The sequence below is a fragment of the Clostridium algidicarnis genome (assembly GCF_000703125.1).
GTDB lineage: Bacteria > Bacillota > Clostridia > Clostridiales > Clostridiaceae > Clostridium_L > Clostridium_L algidicarnis.
This window is the reverse complement of record NZ_JNLN01000001.1, coordinates 2,522,413-2,539,083: the sequence shown is the minus strand read 5'-3', so window position 1 is coordinate 2,539,083 and position 16,671 is coordinate 2,522,413. Positions and strand designations below refer to the sequence as shown.

Annotated in this window: 17 protein-coding genes; 6 read left to right on the top strand and 11 right to left on the bottom strand. The window is 30.0% G+C overall.

Going from position 1 to position 16,671, the window contains the following annotated elements:
• Nucleotides 1–26 precede the first annotated feature (26 nt).
• The 4 genes from mutL to BV55_RS0112060 all read left to right on the top strand — a co-directional run bounded on the left by mutL (nt 27) and on the right by BV55_RS0112060 (nt 4,616).
• Nucleotides 27–1,928 carry a DNA mismatch repair endonuclease MutL gene (gene mutL, locus BV55_RS0112075; protein ID WP_029453072.1) on the top strand — a complete coding sequence of 634 codons (1,902 nt, stop codon included), beginning with the start codon at nt 27–29 and terminating at the stop codon, nt 1,926–1,928.
• A 48-nt stretch (nt 1,929–1,976) separates the two neighbouring features.
• The gene (gene miaA, locus BV55_RS0112070) at nt 1,977–2,900 is read left to right on the top strand and encodes a tRNA (adenosine(37)-N6)-dimethylallyltransferase MiaA (RefSeq protein WP_029453071.1); all 924 of its coding nucleotides are present in this window, start codon (nt 1,977–1,979) and stop codon (nt 2,898–2,900) included.
• A gap of 101 nt (nt 2,901–3,001) precedes the next feature.
• Nucleotides 3,002–3,244 carry an RNA chaperone Hfq gene (gene hfq, locus BV55_RS0112065; RefSeq protein WP_029453070.1) on the top strand — a complete coding sequence of 81 codons (243 nt, stop codon included), beginning with the start codon at nt 3,002–3,004 and terminating at the stop codon, nt 3,242–3,244.
• Between the two features lie 91 nt (nt 3,245–3,335).
• On the top strand, nt 3,336–4,616 hold the full coding sequence (locus BV55_RS0112060) for a methionine gamma-lyase family protein (protein WP_029453069.1): 1,281 nt from the start codon (nt 3,336–3,338) through the stop codon (nt 4,614–4,616).
• 43 nt (nt 4,617–4,659) lie between these two features.
• Here BV55_RS0112060 and lexA read toward each other — a convergent pair whose 3' ends face one another.
• Entirely contained in the window at nt 4,660–5,268 is a 609-nt protein-coding gene (gene lexA / locus BV55_RS0112055) for a transcriptional repressor LexA (RefSeq protein ID WP_029453068.1), read from the bottom strand.
• 202 nt (nt 5,269–5,470) lie between these two features.
• Between lexA and BV55_RS0112050 the strand changes: the two genes are divergently transcribed.
• Nucleotides 5,471–5,902 carry a hypothetical protein gene (locus BV55_RS0112050; RefSeq protein WP_146076375.1) on the top strand — a complete coding sequence of 144 codons (432 nt, stop codon included), beginning with the start codon at nt 5,471–5,473 and terminating at the stop codon, nt 5,900–5,902.
• A gap of 154 nt (nt 5,903–6,056) precedes the next feature.
• Here the strand turns inward: BV55_RS0112050 and BV55_RS0112045 are convergent, their stop codons facing one another.
• Nucleotides 6,057–7,052 carry a tyrosine recombinase XerC gene (locus tag BV55_RS0112045; protein ID WP_029453066.1) on the bottom strand — a complete coding sequence of 332 codons (996 nt, stop codon included), beginning with the start codon at nt 7,050–7,052 and terminating at the stop codon, nt 6,057–6,059.
• A 208-nt stretch (nt 7,053–7,260) separates the two neighbouring features.
• Nucleotides 7,261–8,691, bottom strand: coding sequence for an adenylosuccinate lyase (purB, locus tag BV55_RS0112040; protein ID WP_029453065.1), 1,431 nt, complete (start codon nt 8,689–8,691; stop codon nt 7,261–7,263).
• Nucleotides 8,692–8,818: 127 nt separating this feature from the next.
• On the opposite strand from purB, the gene BV55_RS0112035 reads away from it, so the two are divergent.
• On the top strand, nt 8,819–9,040 hold the full coding sequence (locus BV55_RS0112035; RefSeq protein WP_029453064.1) for a DUF378 domain-containing protein: 222 nt from the start codon (nt 8,819–8,821) through the stop codon (nt 9,038–9,040).
• Between the two features lie 41 nt (nt 9,041–9,081).
• Here the strand turns inward: BV55_RS0112035 and BV55_RS0112030 are convergent, their stop codons facing one another.
• The 8 genes from BV55_RS0112030 to rimO form a co-directional block, all read right to left on the bottom strand.
• Nucleotides 9,082–9,342 (bottom strand): HPr family phosphocarrier protein, encoded by a 261-nt coding sequence (locus BV55_RS0112030; RefSeq protein ID WP_029453063.1) that lies wholly within the window; start codon nt 9,340–9,342, stop codon nt 9,082–9,084.
• A gap of 64 nt (nt 9,343–9,406) precedes the next feature.
• Complete coding sequence (locus BV55_RS0112025; protein ID WP_029453062.1) at nt 9,407–9,868, bottom strand: PTS sugar transporter subunit IIA; 462 nt, start codon at nt 9,866–9,868, stop codon at nt 9,407–9,409.
• Between the two features lie 68 nt (nt 9,869–9,936).
• On the bottom strand, nt 9,937–11,130 hold the full coding sequence (locus tag BV55_RS0112020) for a pyridoxal phosphate-dependent aminotransferase (RefSeq protein WP_029453061.1): 1,194 nt from the start codon (nt 11,128–11,130) through the stop codon (nt 9,937–9,939).
• A 137-nt stretch (nt 11,131–11,267) separates the two neighbouring features.
• Nucleotides 11,268–11,528, bottom strand: a complete 261-nt coding sequence (locus tag BV55_RS0112015) for a stage V sporulation protein S (RefSeq protein ID WP_029453060.1) — start codon at nt 11,526–11,528, stop codon at nt 11,268–11,270.
• Between the two features lie 171 nt (nt 11,529–11,699).
• Nucleotides 11,700–13,253 (bottom strand): ribonuclease Y, encoded by a 1,554-nt coding sequence (gene rny, locus BV55_RS0112010; RefSeq protein ID WP_029453059.1) that lies wholly within the window; start codon nt 13,251–13,253, stop codon nt 11,700–11,702.
• Nucleotides 13,254–13,458: 205 nt separating this feature from the next.
• Entirely contained in the window at nt 13,459–14,574 is a 1,116-nt protein-coding gene (gene recA, locus BV55_RS0112005; RefSeq protein WP_029453058.1) for a recombinase RecA, read from the bottom strand.
• A 140-nt stretch (nt 14,575–14,714) separates the two neighbouring features.
• Nucleotides 14,715–15,305: a CDP-diacylglycerol--glycerol-3-phosphate 3-phosphatidyltransferase gene (gene pgsA / locus BV55_RS0112000; RefSeq protein ID WP_029453057.1), complete on the bottom strand. Its 591-nt coding sequence runs from the start codon at nt 15,303–15,305 to the stop codon at nt 14,715–14,717.
• The gene (gene rimO, locus BV55_RS0111995; protein ID WP_029453056.1) at nt 15,289–16,626 is read right to left on the bottom strand and encodes a 30S ribosomal protein S12 methylthiotransferase RimO; all 1,338 of its coding nucleotides are present in this window, start codon (nt 16,624–16,626) and stop codon (nt 15,289–15,291) included. The genes pgsA and rimO overlap by 17 nt, the downstream gene beginning before the upstream one ends.
• Between the last annotated feature and the right edge of the window lie 45 nt (nt 16,627–16,671).

Here is a 16,671-nt window from a genome sequence, read left to right as displayed (position 1 = left end):
AAATTAATAAAAGGTGGTGATACCTTTTGGATAGAATTAATATTTTAGATGAAAACACCTCAAATAAAATTGCAGCAGGGGAGGTTGTTGAAAGAGCCTCTTCTGTAGTTAAAGAGCTTTTAGAAAACAGTATAGATGCTAAGGCAAAAAATATTACAATTCAAATAGAAGAGGGCGGAGAAACTTTAATAAAAATAATTGATGATGGTGTAGGCATACATCCTGATGATATAAAAACTGCCTTTATACCTCATGCTACAAGTAAGATTTCAGTTATTGAAGATATATACAATATAAACACTCTAGGATTTAGAGGAGAGGCTTTAGCTAGTATAGCAGCGATCTCTAAGGTAAGACTATCTTCTAGAATAGCCTCTAATGATTTTGGTGTAGAAATTTTTGTATCTTGTGGTAAGATTGAATCTATAAAAGAAGTTGGATGTAATGTAGGTACAACTATAGAAGTAAGAGACATATTTTATAACGTGCCTGCAAGAAAAAAGTTTTTAAAGTCTAAAACAAGAGAAACCTCATTGATTAGTGAGATTGTAAGTAAAATTGCCCTTTCTAATCCAGAAATATCTTTTAGTTATTATAATAACAATAAAAAATCTTTAACTACTTATGGAACCTCTAATCAGCTAGATAGCATAAGAAGTATTTATGGTAAAACCATAGCTGATAACTCTATATATTTTGAAAATCATAAAGATACCTTATCTGTATATGGATATATAGGTACCGAGGAGATAAGTAGAAAAAGTAGAAACAACCAATCTATTTTTATTAATAAAAGATTTATCAAAAATAGAACTATAACCACTGCTGTAGAAAATGCTTATAGAAGCTTTTTGACTATTAATAAACATCCATTTTTCATAGTGTTTATTGATATTTTTCCTGAATATATTGATGTTAATATACATCCAACTAAGGCTGAAATTAAATTTAAAGATGAAAGAATCATTTATTCTTCTGTGTTTAATGCAGTCCATAATAAATTAAAAGATCATCTAGAAGGCAGCTTTTATTTACCCGAGGAAAAAAATAAACCAAGTATTTATGAAGGTTCTCCTTATGAAAAGATAAACTTTCTAAAAGAGAATTCAAACTTTGTTGAAAATTCAAGTGAGCCTAAAAGTAATGACTATAAATATGGCCATGATGATTTACCTAGTATACAAAAGGATGCTTTTAATGATACTAAGGGTTCTGTAAATCAAGATGATGTTATGTTAAATAAAGAAGATATAACTGTGGGAACTATAGATATTCCAGTAGATTTAAAAAGCCACGATCTATCTAGATCTGAGATTCAGTTAGATGAAGATAGCTTCAAAAAAGATAAACTTCCGCCGTTAAATGTAATAGGTCAATATAATAAAACCTATATATTAGCAGAATATGATCATACACTATATATTGTCGACCAACATGCAGCACACGAAAAAATATTTTTCGAGAAGTATAAAAAAGAAATTGTAAATTCAAATGTCATAATACAAAGCTTACTTACTCCTTGTATTTTAGAGCTTAACTATGAGGATTTTGGATATTATATTGAAAATAAAGAACTGTTTTTAAAAAGTGGATTTCATATAGAAGAATTTGGTGAAAACACCTTATATATTAGAGAAGTTCCTTATATATTAGGTAAACTAGATGTTAAAAACACATTTTTATCTATATTAGATGATATTAAAAATTTCGGTACAGGAAGTACGGATGTTGTAAAGTATAATAGAATTGCAACTATGGCATGCAAGTCTGCCATAAAAGGAAATGATAAACTATCTTTAGATGAGATGAAATCATTATTAAAAGAGCTTTCTACAATAGAAGAGCCTTTTACTTGCCCTCATGGTAGACCAACAATTATAAAATTTACTAATTATGAATTAGAAAAAAAATTTAAAAGGGTACAATAGTTTATGTTATTCCACTCTAGCATAAACCATTTAATTAAGGTGATCTAAATGAAAGACAAATTAATAATACTCACAGGGCCTACAGCAGTTGGTAAAACAGAACTATCTATTAAGCTTGCTAAGAGTATTGATGGAGAAATAATTTCAGCAGATTCTATGCAAATATATAAGGATATGGATATTGGATCAGCTAAGGTAGAACAAAAATTTCAAGAAGAGGTACCACATCATTTAATAGATATTATATCTCCAATGGATAGTTTTACAGTTTCAGAATATAAATCTTTAGCCACTGAAAAAATTAAAGATATCATTAGTAGAAAAAAGATACCTATAATTTCAGGTGGTACGGGCCTTTATATAGATTCTATTATATGCAACTTAGATTTTACTGAAGGAAACAAAGACATTGATTATAGAAATTATCTAGAAAACTTAACAAACGAAAAAGGGAAACAATATGTCCATGGTATGCTTAAGGACATAGATACAGAAAGTTATGATAAAATCCATCCAAACAATTCGAAAAGAGTTATTAGAGCATTAGAAGTTTACCACATTACGGGAAAACCCTTTAGTTCTTTTAAAAGAGATGATTTATATGATGTTCCTTATGATATATATTATTATGCCCTTACTATGAATAGGAAAGATTTATATGATAGAATAAATAAAAGGGTAGACATTATGATGAAGCACGGGCTTTTAGAAGAGGTAACTAAGTTGAAATCCTTAGGCTGCAGTGAGAACTTACAATCTATGCAAGGAATTGGATATAAAGAACTACTAAAATATCTTAGTTTAGATACTAACTTAGATGATGCTATAGAGGATATAAAACAAAATTCTAGAAATTATGCAAAAAGGCAACTAACTTGGTTTCGAAAGGACCCAAGGGTTAAATATATGGATAAAGATATATATTCAGATGAAGAAATATTAAATTTTATTACTAAAGAAATAAAAGGTTAATAAGGCGCTATATATTATAAACTATTAATCTATACAATCTAAAGAGGATATTTTCTATATTTATAGAATACTACCTTAAAGATATTTTGGAGGATGAGGATATGAATAAATTAACAAATAACTTACAAGACATATTTTTAAATGAATCAAGAAAAAATAATGTACCCGTAGTTATGTACCTTACTAATGGATTTCAGCTAAAAGGTATAGTTAAAGGCTTTGATAATTTTATTATTATACTTGATTCAGATGGTAAAGAAATGCTAGTATATAAACATGCGATTACAACAATAACCCCGCTAAAACCAATTTCATTTAATAACACTGAAGACTTCAATAAATAATTTGTTTGATTTTAGGGGTTAATAGGCAACTTAGTTGCCTATTAATTTATTGTATTTACATATAAATTTAAAATTCGAAGGAGACTAAATAATGCTTGACGCTACAAAAGAACTATATAAATCTAATTACGGAATAAGCGATAAAATCTTAGAACTATATGAAATGACTTTAAAAGATATAGATGATCAATTTAAGATGTATGATGAGATAAGAGAATATAACCAATCAAAGGTTTTGATGGCACTGCAAAAAGAAAGAATAAGCGATATACATTTTACTAATTCTTCAGGTTATGGTTATGGAGATATAGGAAGAGACGCACTTGAAAAAGTTTATTGCAGAATATTTAATGCAGAAGCTGCCCTTGTAAGACCGCACTTTGTAAATGGTACACATGCCATAGGTACAGCACTTTTCGGTAATTTAAGACCTAATGATACTATGTTATCTATTTGTGGTACCCCTTATGATACTCTTCATGGGATAATTGGAATAAGCAACGAAACAAATATCGGTTCACTTAAAGAGTACGGAATAAATTATAAACAAATAGATTTAATTGAAGGTAAGGTTAACTTTAAAGCTATAAAGTCAGAGCTTGAAACTGATAAAAACATAAAGCTTATACATATACAACGTTCTACAGGTTATGGCTGGAGAAAATCATTTTTAATTTCTGAAATAGAAGAAATGATTACTTTTATAAAGGACATAAGAAAAGATGTAATTGTATTTGTTGATAATTGCTATGGTGAATTTATAGATACAAAAGAACCTACAGATGTTGGTGCTGACTTAATGGCCGGTTCATTAATAAAAAATATAGGTGGAGGTATTTCTCCTACAGGAGGCTATATAGTTGGAAAAGAGGAGTATGTTAAACAAGCATCCTTTAGACTAACTGTGCCAGGGATAGGAGGGGAGTGTGGGTCAACTTTTGGAGTGATGAGACAATTGTTTCAAGGCCTTTTTCTGGCTCCACATATATCTATGGAAGCAGTAAAAACAGCTGTATTTGCCTCAAGACTTATGGAACTTTCAGGATTTGAGGTTATGCCAAAATTTGATGATAAAAGAAGTGATATAATACAAGCTATAAAGTTTAATGATAAGGATATTTTAATTAACTTTTGCAAGGGCATACAACAAGGATCACCTATAGATTCCTTTGTGGAATGTGAGCCATGGGAAATGCCAGGATATGAAGATCAAGTAATCATGGCTGCTGGAGCGTTTATTCAAGGATCCTCCATAGAACTTTCAGCAGATGCACCTATAAGAGATCCATATATAGCTTATCTTCAAGGTGGATTAACCTTTGATCATGGTAAGCTTGGAGTTTTAATAGCACTGTCTAAAATAATGAAATAATAAAACAATAAAAGCACTATAACTTTAGTGCTTTTATTGTTTTCTAATATCTTCTATATATTCCTACTAGTTTTCCTAAAACAACACAGTCTTTTACTATTATTGGGCTCATACTCTTATTCTCTGGCTGAAGTCTTATAAAACCATCTTCTTTAAAAAATCTTTTTATTGTAGCTTCGTTTTCTATTAGCGCTACAATAATTTCACCATTGGTTGCAGTTTCACCTTTTTCAATAATGGCCAAATCGCCACTATGTATTCCTGCATCAATCATGCTATCCCCACTTACCTTTAATATAAATAAGTCCTTATCATGTTTTACAAAGTTCATAGGCATAGAAAATGTATCTTCAATATTTTCTACAGCTAAGATAGGTAATCCAGCAGTAACTTTTCCTATGATTGGGATATCAACCATTTCCTTTTTAGACATGGATAGTTCTAATATTTCTAGAGCTCTTGGTTTTGTAGGATCTCTTTTTATAAAACCTTTTTTCTCTAATCTTTTTAAGTGTCCATGAACAGTAGAAGTCGATTTTAATGACACTGCCTCACATATTTCTCTTACTGAAGGAGGATAACCTTTTAATTCAGTATAGCTCTTTAAAAATGCGTATATTTCTTCTTGTTTTGAATTTGCTTGTTCCGTCATTAATAAACACCCCACAATCTTAATTAATAAAATTATTATACCATATAATCTCACTTAATTCAAACCTACGTTCTTTTAATTTGATAATATTTACAAAAAGTTTTCTTATGCTATTTTCCATTATCTTTTTAAAATTGATTTTTAAAATATTTGTGTTATAATATAATACTAAAGTTTAATATATTGTAAATTTAAGATAGAGGTGATTACTACGGATAAAAATAAAAACAAACTATCTAATTATGATTCTAGCACAGAGGATGATATGTGTGACTTAGATCCAAATAAGATTTGTGACAATTGCTTTAAGTGTTTAGAGGAAAACATCTCAGATGTACGTTCTATAAATATGGAAGATCTAGAGAACTATGTTTTAGAAGGGGAAGAGTTTCCAAAGAACTTAGCGGACTTAGAATATGCGCCCAATGAGAATAAGCCTAATTATGAATCTGATGATAAAAACTTTAATTTAGAAAATATAAATGATCCATATATAGAAGAAGTGGACAATAAAAAAGTTTATTTTATAGAAGATTTAGAAAACGTAAAAAGTATATTAGATAACGAGTCAAATTTTAATTCATTAGCAACTGAAGCCTATCCAGGATTAATAATATTAAAAGGAAAAGAGTAGGGGATACGTAGGTAAAAAATAAATTATATACTAGTTAAAAATTAAATTTTACAGAGGTAAATTGAAATTCAATTGCCTCTGTAATTTTATTTTAGATTTTAAAATAATATTATAGGTATAAATGGTCATAGGAGTTCTATATTTTTCTTTAAAATCATATAGTTTCGTCTTGATTTAAAGGATTAGATTTTACTGCTTCCCTCAATCTTTCGTCATCTACGTGAGTATATATTTGGGTAGTAGATATATTTTCATGGCCTAATATATCTTGAAGACTTCTTATATCTACATTACCATGCTTGTACATTAAAGTTGCTGCGGTATGTCTTAATTTGTGAGGAGTATACTTATCACTATCTAAGCCCGCTGCTTTTATATGTTTTTTTACTATTCTTTCAACGCTTCTTTTATTTATCCTATTATTTTTCGAACTTATAAATAAAGCATCCTTATCACTTTCTGCAACCTTTGATGCATCTCTTACTTTTAAATAATCATCTATAGCACTTAATGTGGTTTGATTTAAATAAACCGTTCTTTCTTTATTTCCTTTACCTATAACAGTTAAAGTGTCATCTTTAATTCTAGAAATATTTATACCGCACAGCTCTGAAAGCCTTAATCCGCAATTTAGAAATATGGTTACTATGCAATAATCTCTCTCATAATTCTTTTCACTTTTATCCATTGAATGTAGAAGGGTGCGGCTCTCACCAAGGGTTAAGTATACAGGGTTCCTTTGATTTATCTTTGGAGATTCTAATTCTGTAGCGGGATTTTCATTAATGATCTTAGCCTTATTGTTAAGGTAATTAAAAAAAGACTTTAAGGTGGCTACTTTTCTAGCTCTAGCGTAATTTCCATTATTTCTATGTTTTTCAGTAAATGATATAAATGCATATAAATCAGTTAAAGATATTTGTTGAAGTAACGCTTTATCTACATCATTAATAGGTATATCCTCAAATTCTAAATCATCACTTGAAAGGCCTTTGTATGCTTTTATAAATCTTAAGAACATAGTTAAGTCAACTTTGTATGCTTCTATAGTATTTATTGATTTACCTTTAATAGTTTCTAAATAGCTTAAAAACGCTATAACAGAAGGGGGAAGATCTTGATTATAAATACTCTTTATGTCATATTTCATGATTATCACCTAAATTTCATATATTATTCCTATATATATAGTTTACCTTACTTTTTTACAAAAGTAAATAACGTCGCTAAATATACATTTAGCGACGTTATTTGTAGGATTTTCATTATCTATTATAAAAAGTATAGTTTTATGTTAAAATTCAATAAAACTAAAGGTATAAAGCATGTTTGAAACACACTTTACACCTCTTAATATTCTATACGTTAATTTCAGTTATGCCACCAATTAAATCAGAATTGAGTTCGAGTATAGGTTTTACTTTGGATTCAATAAAATCAGTAACTTGACCGGGAGCTCTTCCTATGAAATTTTTAGGATTTATAATTTTTGTAATTTCATCTTCAGTAAAAGGGAAGCTTTTGTCATTTATTATTCGATCTATTAAATCATTATTAAGTCCTTCTTTTTTAACTCTACTTGCCGCATCCATAGAATGTATTCTTATTCGTTCATGAAGTTCTTGCCTATCTCCACCTTTTTTTACAGCTTCCATTAATATGTTTTCTGTAGCCATAAAAGGTAATTCGTTAATTACATGAGATTCGATTATTTTATCATAGACCACTAAGTTTGAAGATATATTTGAATAAAGATTTAAAGCTCCATCCAAAGCTAGGAAAGCCTCAGCTATAGCTATTCTCTTATTAGCAGAGTCATCTAAAGTTCTTTCAAACCATTGAGTCGCAGCAGTTATTGCAGGGTTTAAAGAATTCACTATAACTAGCCTTGATAGGGCACCTATGCGTTCAGATCTCATAGGATTCCTTTTGTATGCCATAGCCGAAGAACCTACTTGAGTCTTTTCAAAAGGTTCTTCCATTTCCTTCATGCCTTGAAGTAATCTCAAATCATTACTAAACTTATAAGCACTTTGAGCAATTTCAGAAAGTGTATTAAGTACTATAGAATCTATTTTTCTAGGATATGTTTGGCCAGTAACATCATAGCTTTCTTTAAAATCAAATTCTCTCGCAACTAAGGTGTCTAATTTTTTTACCAACTCTTCATCATTATTAAATAAATTCATAAAGCTTGCCTGAGTTCCAGTAGTTCCTTTTACTCCTCTAAACTTTAGTGAATCTATTACATATTGTAAGCTTTCTAAATCTATCATAAGATCTTGAATCCACAAAGTCGCCCTTTTTCCTACTGTTGTAAGTTGAGCTGGTTGAAAATGTGTAAATCCAAGAGTAGGAAGCTCTTTATATTCTATTGCAAATTTAGACAAAGAATTTATTATATTTAAAATCTTCTTTTTAATAAGATTAAGTGCCTCCTTCATTATTATAAGATCCGTATTATCTCCAACAAAACAACTGGTAGCCCCTAAATGTATTATTGCTTTTGACTCTGGACATTGCAGTCCATAAGCATAAATATGGCTCATAACGTCATGTCTTATTTCTTTTTCCTTAATTATAGCATCTTCATAATTTATATTATGTATATTTTCTTCTAATTTTGAAACTTGATCTTCAGTTATCTCAAGTCCGAGTGCCCTCTCGCTTCTTGCTAATGCCACCCATAACTTTCTCCAAGTAGTAAACTTATACTCTTCAGAAAATAAATAGCTCATTTCCTTAGAAGAATACCTGCTATTAAGTGGTGTAGAATATTGGTTTCTCATAATTACCTCCATACGAACGTATTTGTTTTTAATTATATCATTATTCGTATTATATCATATTTATTTAAATAGTTCTATTTTAGTTTTTAATTAATAAACTAATATTAGATATTATAAGGAGGATGCTATGTATAAATTAAATGTTTTTGATAAGATATCATTCATATTAGTTATAATAGGATCAATAAACATGGGTTTAATCGGTGTTACCAATACTAATATATTTTATTTGCTTTTTAGTTCTTTTGACTTTATAGAAAGGTTTTTATATATTATCATAGGAATTTCAGGCTTGAATCTTTTAGTTTTTATTTTTAAAACTAGATTGATAAGTTTTAAAGAAAAATAAAAAGATACTCCTTTATGGAGTATCTTTTTATTCTTTTCTTCTTATTCTTCTAATGATTTAATTAGCTTAGCTATTTCTTCTACTGCATGAGTTTCGTCGTCCCCTGACGCCATAACTGTAATTGTAGAATCCTTTGTTACGCCAAGAGATAAAACTCCTATTAAACTTTTAACATTAGCTTTTTTCCCATTAAACTCTATGCTCACGTCTGATTTAAATGAAGACGCCTTTTTAACAAGCAATGTAGCAGGTCTCGCATGAAGTCCAGTGCCATTTTTAACGATTACCTCTTTTGAAATCATTATATTCACCTCTTTAATTCAAATTTTAATTAGCTACTATATTATATCATGTTTATTTCATAGTTCAAGGTTTTAAAGTAATATCCATAATTACATCCCCTACTTTATAGGCTTTATAATTAAATGATATGTTGGAAATAAGTTCTGAATTCGTTATTACCACAGGTGTTGTAGTTGATGCATACTTTTCTATATATTCTCTATCAAAAAATAAAATTTTATCTCCTACATCGACATGGTCTCCTTTATTTACATAATAGGCAAACCCTTTACCGTTTAACTTAACAGAATCTATTCCTACATGTATTAATACTTGAAGTCCCGAATCTGTTTTTATAGATAAAGCATGCCGTCCTTCATAAATCAAAGTTATTTCTCCTGATACAGGAGCGTATAAAAAATTTCCTTTTGGTTCTATGGCGATGCCTTCACCCATTATCTTTTTATTAAATAAATAGTCGTTCACCTCAGATATTGGTTTTACTACACCCTCAACTGGTAGATATAATTTCAAATTCTTTTCCATAATAACACTCCTTATCTAAAGTTCATACTATCAATATAACACTAAATCATCTTTTTAAAACAAACTGTTTAAATTATCTTAGCTATAAATGCTTCTATTCTATCTAAACCCTTATTTATATTATCTAAAGAGGTAGCGTAAGATAGTCTTATGTAATTACTAACTCCAAAAGCGTCCCCTGGTATAACAGCTACTCTTTCTTGTTCTAGAAGTAATCTTGAAAAATCTAATGAATCCTTTATAACCTCATTATTAATCTTTTTATTTAGTAAATCTTCTATATTTATCATTACATAAAATGCGCCATCTGGATTTATTGCAGATATACCTTTTATCTTTTCAATTCTATTAACCATATAATCTTTTCTATTGCTAAATTCCTTTACCATAAAATCCATAGTATCTTGATTCCCAGAAATAGCTTCAACGGCCGCATATTGAGCTATGGAGTTAGGGTTAGAGGTTGTATGGCTTTGTATGTTAGACATAAGCTTGATTATCTCTTTTGGGCCAGCAGCATATCCAATTCTCCATCCAGTCATTGCATAGGATTTAGACACACCATTTATAACTATAGTTCTATTGTAAGCATCTTCAGATACACTAGCTATGCTTATATGCTTTTTGTCTCCATATATTAATTTTTCATATATCTCATCAGAGATTATTATTATATCATTTTCTTTACAAAAGTTAGCTATAAAAACCAATTCTTCTTTACTATACAAAGTTCCTGTAGGATTATTAGGACTATTAATTATAATTGCCTTTGTTTTGCTTGTTACTGCACCTTTCAATGATTCTAAAGTGTACTTAAAATTGTTTCCTTTTCCACTATTTACGTATACCGGTACCCCGTCTGCAAGCCTTATTAGTTCAGGGTAGCTCACCCAGTATGGTGTAGACACAATAACTTCATCACAAGGGTTTAATATAGCTTGAAATACATTAGCTAAACATTGCTTTGCACCTGTAGATATGATTATTTGTGATGAATCATAAGAAAGGTTATTATCTTTTTTAAACTTCTCAACAATAACATCCTTAAGTTCAATAATTCCTGATGCTGGTGTATATCTTGTTAATCCTTTTTTCATAGCTTCTATAGCGGCATTTTGAATATTTTCTGGAGTATCAAAATCAGGTTCTCCTGCTCCAAAGCCAATGACATCTATACCTTCTGATTTCATTTTTTTAGCTTTAGCCGTAATGGCTAAAGTTAAAGATGGTTCTATTTGTTTTGCTTTTAAAGAAAGTTTCATTTATGTTTCCCCCGTTTTAAATATATTTTGTGTTTATAATTTTATATCTATAAAAAATCTAATACAATTTGAAACCCTTTACTAAACTCATTATAGCAAAAAACAAAATGATTTCGTAGTTGCAAGTCCTTTTATAATTACCTACATTGGATAATTAATTTGATTGCAGTTCTCTCTTCTCCATCAATTTCAATATCTGTAAATGCAGGCACACAAATAAGGTCTTTACCACTAGGAGCCACAAACCCTCTCGCTATTGCTATAGCTTTGATTGATTGATTAACAGCTCCAGCTCCTATAGCTTGAATTTCTACGGTATCTTTTTCTTTTAATATGGCCGCTAAGGCCCCTGCTACAGAGTTAGGATTAGATTTAGTAGATACTTTTAATATTTCCATTAATTTTACCCCCTAAATATAAAATCATCTATTGCATTTAAACAATAATAGTTAATACATCTCTATAACTACTATAATTCTACACATATGTAAAAAGTCCTTTCTATATAGCAATATATTTAAAAATAAAATACACCTTGCTAAAGCAAAGTGTATTTTATTTTTGTGTAACTATTTAGCATAATCGATAGCTCTAGTTTCTCTTATTACATTAATTTTTATTTGACCTGGATATTCTAATTCGCTTTCTATGGTTTTGACTATATCTCTTGCCATTTCAATAGCTCCAGCGTCATCAACTTGATCAGGCTTTACAATTATACGTATTTCTCTTCCCGCCTGTATAGCATAAGATTTTTCTACTCCCTCATGACTATTTGAAATCTCTTCAAGCTTTTCAAGACGTTTAATATAAGTTTCTAATGTCTCTCTTCTAGCTCCTGGTCTAGCAGCAGATATAGCATCTGAAGCTTGAACCAATACTGCTTCAAGAGATTGCATTTCTACATCACCATGATGAGCTGCAATAGCATTAACTATTATAGCAGATTCATGATACTTTTTAGCCATATCTGCTCCTATTAGAGCGTGTGGCCCTTCTATTTCATGATCCAAAGCTTTCCCAATATCATGTAATAATCCTGCTCTTTTAGCAATAGTAGGATCAAGTCCTAGTTCTGATGCCATAAGCGCAGCTAAATAGGAAACCTCTATAGAGTGTTTAAGTACATTCTGACCATAACTAGTTCTGTATTTTAGTCTTCCTAAAAGTTTAATCAATTCAGGATGTAATCCGTGAACAGCTGTCTCAAAAGTAGCTTGCTCACCTTCTTCTTTTATGTCATTTTCTACATCTTTTTTAGCTCGTTCAACCATCTCTTCGATTCTAGCTGGATGAATTCTTCCATCAACAATTAGTTTTTCTAGTGCTATCCTTGCAACTTCCCTTCTTATAGGGTCAAAGCAAGATAATATAACTGCTTCTGGTGTATCATCGATAATTAAATCTACACCTGTCAATGTCTCAAGAGTTCTTATGTTCCTACCTTCTCTGCCTATAATTCTACCCTTCATTTCATCGTTAGGTAAAGCTACTACATGTACAGTTGATTCAGATACATGATCTGCAGCACATCTTTGTATAGCACAAGTTATTACCTCTCTTGCTCTTTTATCTGCTTCATCTTTAGCCTTCAATTCAATATCTTTAATCATTAATGCAGTCTCATGTTTAATTTCTCTACGCACTTCTTCAAGTAATATCTGCTTTGCCTCTTCTGCAGATAATCCTGAAATTCTTTCAAGTTCTTGTCTTTGTTGTGAATATAAATCTTTCACTCCGCTTTCAAGTTCTTCCACTTGTTGAGCCTTTTTACTTAAGTTCTCTTCTTTTTTCTCTAATGAATCACTTTTTTTGTCTAAAGTTTCTTCCCTTTGGATTAGTCTTCTTTCAAATCTTTGTACTTCATTTCTTCTTTCACGAGACTCTTTTTCAAAATCACTTCTTAATTTGTGAACCTCTTCTTTAGCTTCTAAAATTGCTTCTTTTTTTAAGTTCTCTGATTCTTTTTTACTGCTAACAAGTATTGCTTCAGCCTCTTTTTCCATATCTAGAAGTTTACTTTTAGATTCTTTTATTTTATTATGGAATAGAATATATATAGCAATGCCAGCTAATGCTAGTATAACAATAGTTATTAGTAAAATTTTAAAAGTTGAATCCATGTCACAACACCTCCTTAATTTCTATGTGAATTTAAGCTTTAGTCAACCTATCTCATAGAAAAGGTGTTTAATTCTTTTTTATAAATACTATTTGATTATATCAAACCAGTATTTGTCTATATTATATTTTAAATTCAAATCTATGTCAAGATGAATTGATGCATAAAAACTGCAAGAACTATTCTTGCAGTTTTTAAAAGTACCTTTATTTTTTCTGTTTTACATTTTTTGATTCATCATCTTTATTTGAATCCACTGTTTTTGAATCCACTGTTTTAGATTCTTTGTTTACTGATTTAGCTTTTTCCGCGTCCACCTTACTCAATGGCAAATTAAACTTTTCTCTTATAAGAACTTCTATTTCTTTCATAAGTTCAGAATTTTCTTTTAGGTATTGCTTGGCATTTTCTCTACCTTGACCAAGTCTAACATCCTTATAAGAAAACCAAGATCCACTTTTTTGAACAATATCTTCTTTTGAGCCTATATCTAGAACGCTACCTTCTTTTGAAATTCCACCATTATACATGATATCAAATTCAGCTTGTTTAAAAGGAGGCGCTACTTTGTTTTTTGTAACCTTTACTCTAGTTCTATTTCCAACCACATCATCGCCTTGTTTAATTGAATCAATTCTTCTTATATCAAGTCTTACAGATGAATAGAACTTAAGAGCTCTTCCACCTGGAGTAACTTCTGGACTACCAAACATTACTCCAACCTTTTCTCTTAGTTGATTAATAAATATAGCTACACATTTTGATTTATTAATACTTCCAGAAAGTTTTCTTAATGCTTGAGACATAAGTCTTGCTTGTAAACCTACATGAGAATCTCCCATTTCGCCTTCTATTTCTGCCCTTGGAACTAAGGCAGCTACAGAATCCACTACAATTACATCAATAGCTCCTGATCTAACTAAAGCTTCAGTTATTTCCAGTGCCTGTTCACCAGTATCTGGTTGAGACACAATTAAATTATCTATATCTACTCCTAGTCTTTTAGCATAAGCTGGGTCTAATGCATTTTCAGCATCTATATAAGCTGCCGTTCCTCCATTTTTTTGTGATTCTGCAACTATATGAAGGGCAACAGTAGTCTTACCAGAAGATTCTGGGCCATATATCTCAACAACCCTTCCCTTAGGTACCCCACCTATTCCTAGTGCAATATCAATATCTAAACATCCTGTAGAAATAGAGTCTACAGTTAGTAAGCTTCCGCCACCTAGTTTCATTATAGATCCTTTACCAAATTGTTTTTCAATTTGAGTCATAGCAGTTTCAATTGCTTTTAATTTTTCATTATCCACATTACCCATTAGGGTCACCAGCCTTCCCGAACATTAGTTCTATTATATTATAAGATAGAATATTCCAATAGTCAACATCTATTAATTAATAAATTTAAAGATATGTATATATTTAATTATTACCATATTTTACTTTCTTAATCAATATATTATTTATCTATGCTTATAGCATTCTTATTTTTTATAAAATAATCTAAGCCTGATATTATAGTTATAATTACTGCAAGATATAAAAATATCTCAGGTGCCCAGTTAAAAAATCCTTTAAGTAAATTGCTATTATAAACTTTATCTGTAAGTTCTGGTTGAGCTGCAATATTTACTTTTAATAACAATAATATTATTGCTATTATTTGAATAACAGTTTTAAGCTTACCCCAATAACTAGCTGCAATTACATTTCCATCCGAAGCTGCAATGGTTCTAAGTCCCGTTACTGCAAATTCTCTTGCGATTATAACTATTGCAGCCCATGCAGGTACTATTTGATATTCAACTAAGGATATTAGAGCTGCGGTAACCAAAAGTTTATCAGCTAAGGGATCCATAAATTTTCCAAACTTGGTTATCTGATTCCTACTTCGTGCTATATATCCATCTAATTTGTCGGTCAGTGCAGCTATTATAAATATAACTGTTGCTATTATTGTGCCATAAGGTATATCTTGTGCAGTTATAAATATAAGAAATATGGGTACTAAAAATATTCTTACTATTGTTAATTTATTTGCAAGATTCATTTAAAACAACTCCCATTAAATCATATTCAAGACAACTTTTTATTTTAACTTTAACTATATGTCCATTTTCTAGTGGAATATCACTTTCGATGATTATAGCTCCATCAACATCTGGAGCCATTTCGGTACTACGGCCGTAATAAATTCCATTGTCGAATCCTTCAATAATAACATCATATACGTTGTTTAGCTTCTTAGAGTTAATATAATTAGACACATCTTTTTGTATTAGCATTAACTCCTCCTCCCTTAAAAGTTTAACCTCCTCTTCAATTTGTTCTTCCATAATAGCAGCAGGAGTACCTTCTTCTTGGGAATAGGTAAATACACCTAATTTATCCAATTTATATTCTTTTACAAAAGTTTTTAATTCTTCGAAGTTTTCTTTGGTTTCACCAGGAAATCCCACTATAATTGAAGTTCTTAAAATAATTTCTGGGATATTAGATCTTAACTTTTCTATAACATTAATTACCTGCTCTTTATTAGTTTTTCTACCCATACGTTTCAAAATATCACTACTTATATGTTGAAGTGGTATGTCTAAATAATTACAAACCTTTTTATTGTTTTTAATTTCCAATATAAGCTCATCAGTAATTTGTTCTGGGTAACAGTAAAGAACTCTTATCCACTCTATTTCTTCAATTAAACTAAGCTTTTGCAATAATTTTGGTAACATCTTTTCATTATAAAGATCCTCACCATAGCGAGTGGTATCTTGCGCTACTAATATAATTTCTTTAACACCACTTTTAGCTAATCTTTCTGCTTCATCAAGAATATTTTCTAGCTTTCTACTTCTAAAACTTCCTCTTATTTTAGGTATTATACAATAAGTACAAAAGTTATCACAGCCTTCTGCTATTCTTATATAAGCAGTATGACCTTGTGTTGTTATTATTCTTTCACCTTCGTTTATATTTTGGTTACTAAAATTAAAGCTTGTTATTTTTTTATTGTCTTCCATAAAATCCTGTATATATGAGATAAGCTTATCGTAATCATTAACACCCATTAAAATATCTATTTCAGGTATTAATTCTGTTATGTCTTTTCCGTACCTTTGAGTTAAGCACCCTGTTGCAATTAATAACTTGCAATTGTGCTTTTTCTTAAATTCTGCCATCTCTAGTATAGTATCAATAGACTCTTGTTTTGACTTTTCAATAAATCCACAGGTATTTACCACTATAATATCTGCTTTTTTAGGATCATTTGTAATCTCATATTGGTCATTTAATTTGCTTAAAATTATTTCGGAATCAATTCTATTCTTATCGCAACCTAGACTAACCAATCCTACCTTATATTTGTTCAAAATTCTTCCTCCTAGTCGTTTAGATATACACATTAATTTTAAATC

Excerpts from the sequence above, each read along its gene's own strand:
- recA (WP_029453058.1), bottom strand. The coding sequence starts at position 14,574 with ATGGGTAATGTGGATAATGAAAAATTAAAAGCAATTGAAACTGCTATG.
- BV55_RS0112035 (WP_029453064.1), top strand. The coding sequence starts at position 8,819 with ATGTATAAATTAAATGTTTTTGATAAGATATCATTCATATTAGTTATA.
- BV55_RS0112025 (WP_029453062.1), bottom strand. The coding sequence starts at position 9,868 with ATGGAAAAGAATTTGAAATTATATCTACCAGTTGAGGGTGTAGTAAAA.
- pgsA (WP_029453057.1), bottom strand. The coding sequence starts at position 15,305 with ATGAATCTTGCAAATAAATTAACAATAGTAAGAATATTTTTAGTACCC.
- BV55_RS0112060 (WP_029453069.1), top strand. The coding sequence starts at position 3,336 with ATGCTTGACGCTACAAAAGAACTATATAAATCTAATTACGGAATAAGC.
- BV55_RS0112020 (WP_029453061.1), bottom strand. The coding sequence starts at position 11,130 with ATGAAACTTTCTTTAAAAGCAAAACAAATAGAACCATCTTTAACTTTA.
- miaA (WP_029453071.1), top strand. The coding sequence starts at position 1,977 with ATGAAAGACAAATTAATAATACTCACAGGGCCTACAGCAGTTGGTAAA.
- BV55_RS0112045 (WP_029453066.1), bottom strand. The coding sequence starts at position 7,052 with ATGAAATATGACATAAAGAGTATTTATAATCAAGATCTTCCCCCTTCT.
- lexA (WP_029453068.1), bottom strand. The coding sequence starts at position 5,268 with ATGACGGAACAAGCAAATTCAAAACAAGAAGAAATATACGCATTTTTA.
- rny (WP_029453059.1), bottom strand. The coding sequence starts at position 13,253 with ATGGATTCAACTTTTAAAATTTTACTAATAACTATTGTTATACTAGCA.
- hfq (WP_029453070.1), top strand. The coding sequence starts at position 3,002 with ATGAATAAATTAACAAATAACTTACAAGACATATTTTTAAATGAATCA.
- purB (WP_029453065.1), bottom strand. The coding sequence starts at position 8,691 with ATGAGAAACCAATATTCTACACCACTTAATAGCAGGTATTCTTCTAAG.
- BV55_RS0112030 (WP_029453063.1), bottom strand. The coding sequence starts at position 9,342 with ATGATTTCAAAAGAGGTAATCGTTAAAAATGGCACTGGACTTCATGCG.
- BV55_RS0112015 (WP_029453060.1), bottom strand. The coding sequence starts at position 11,528 with ATGGAAATATTAAAAGTATCTACTAAATCTAATCCTAACTCTGTAGCA.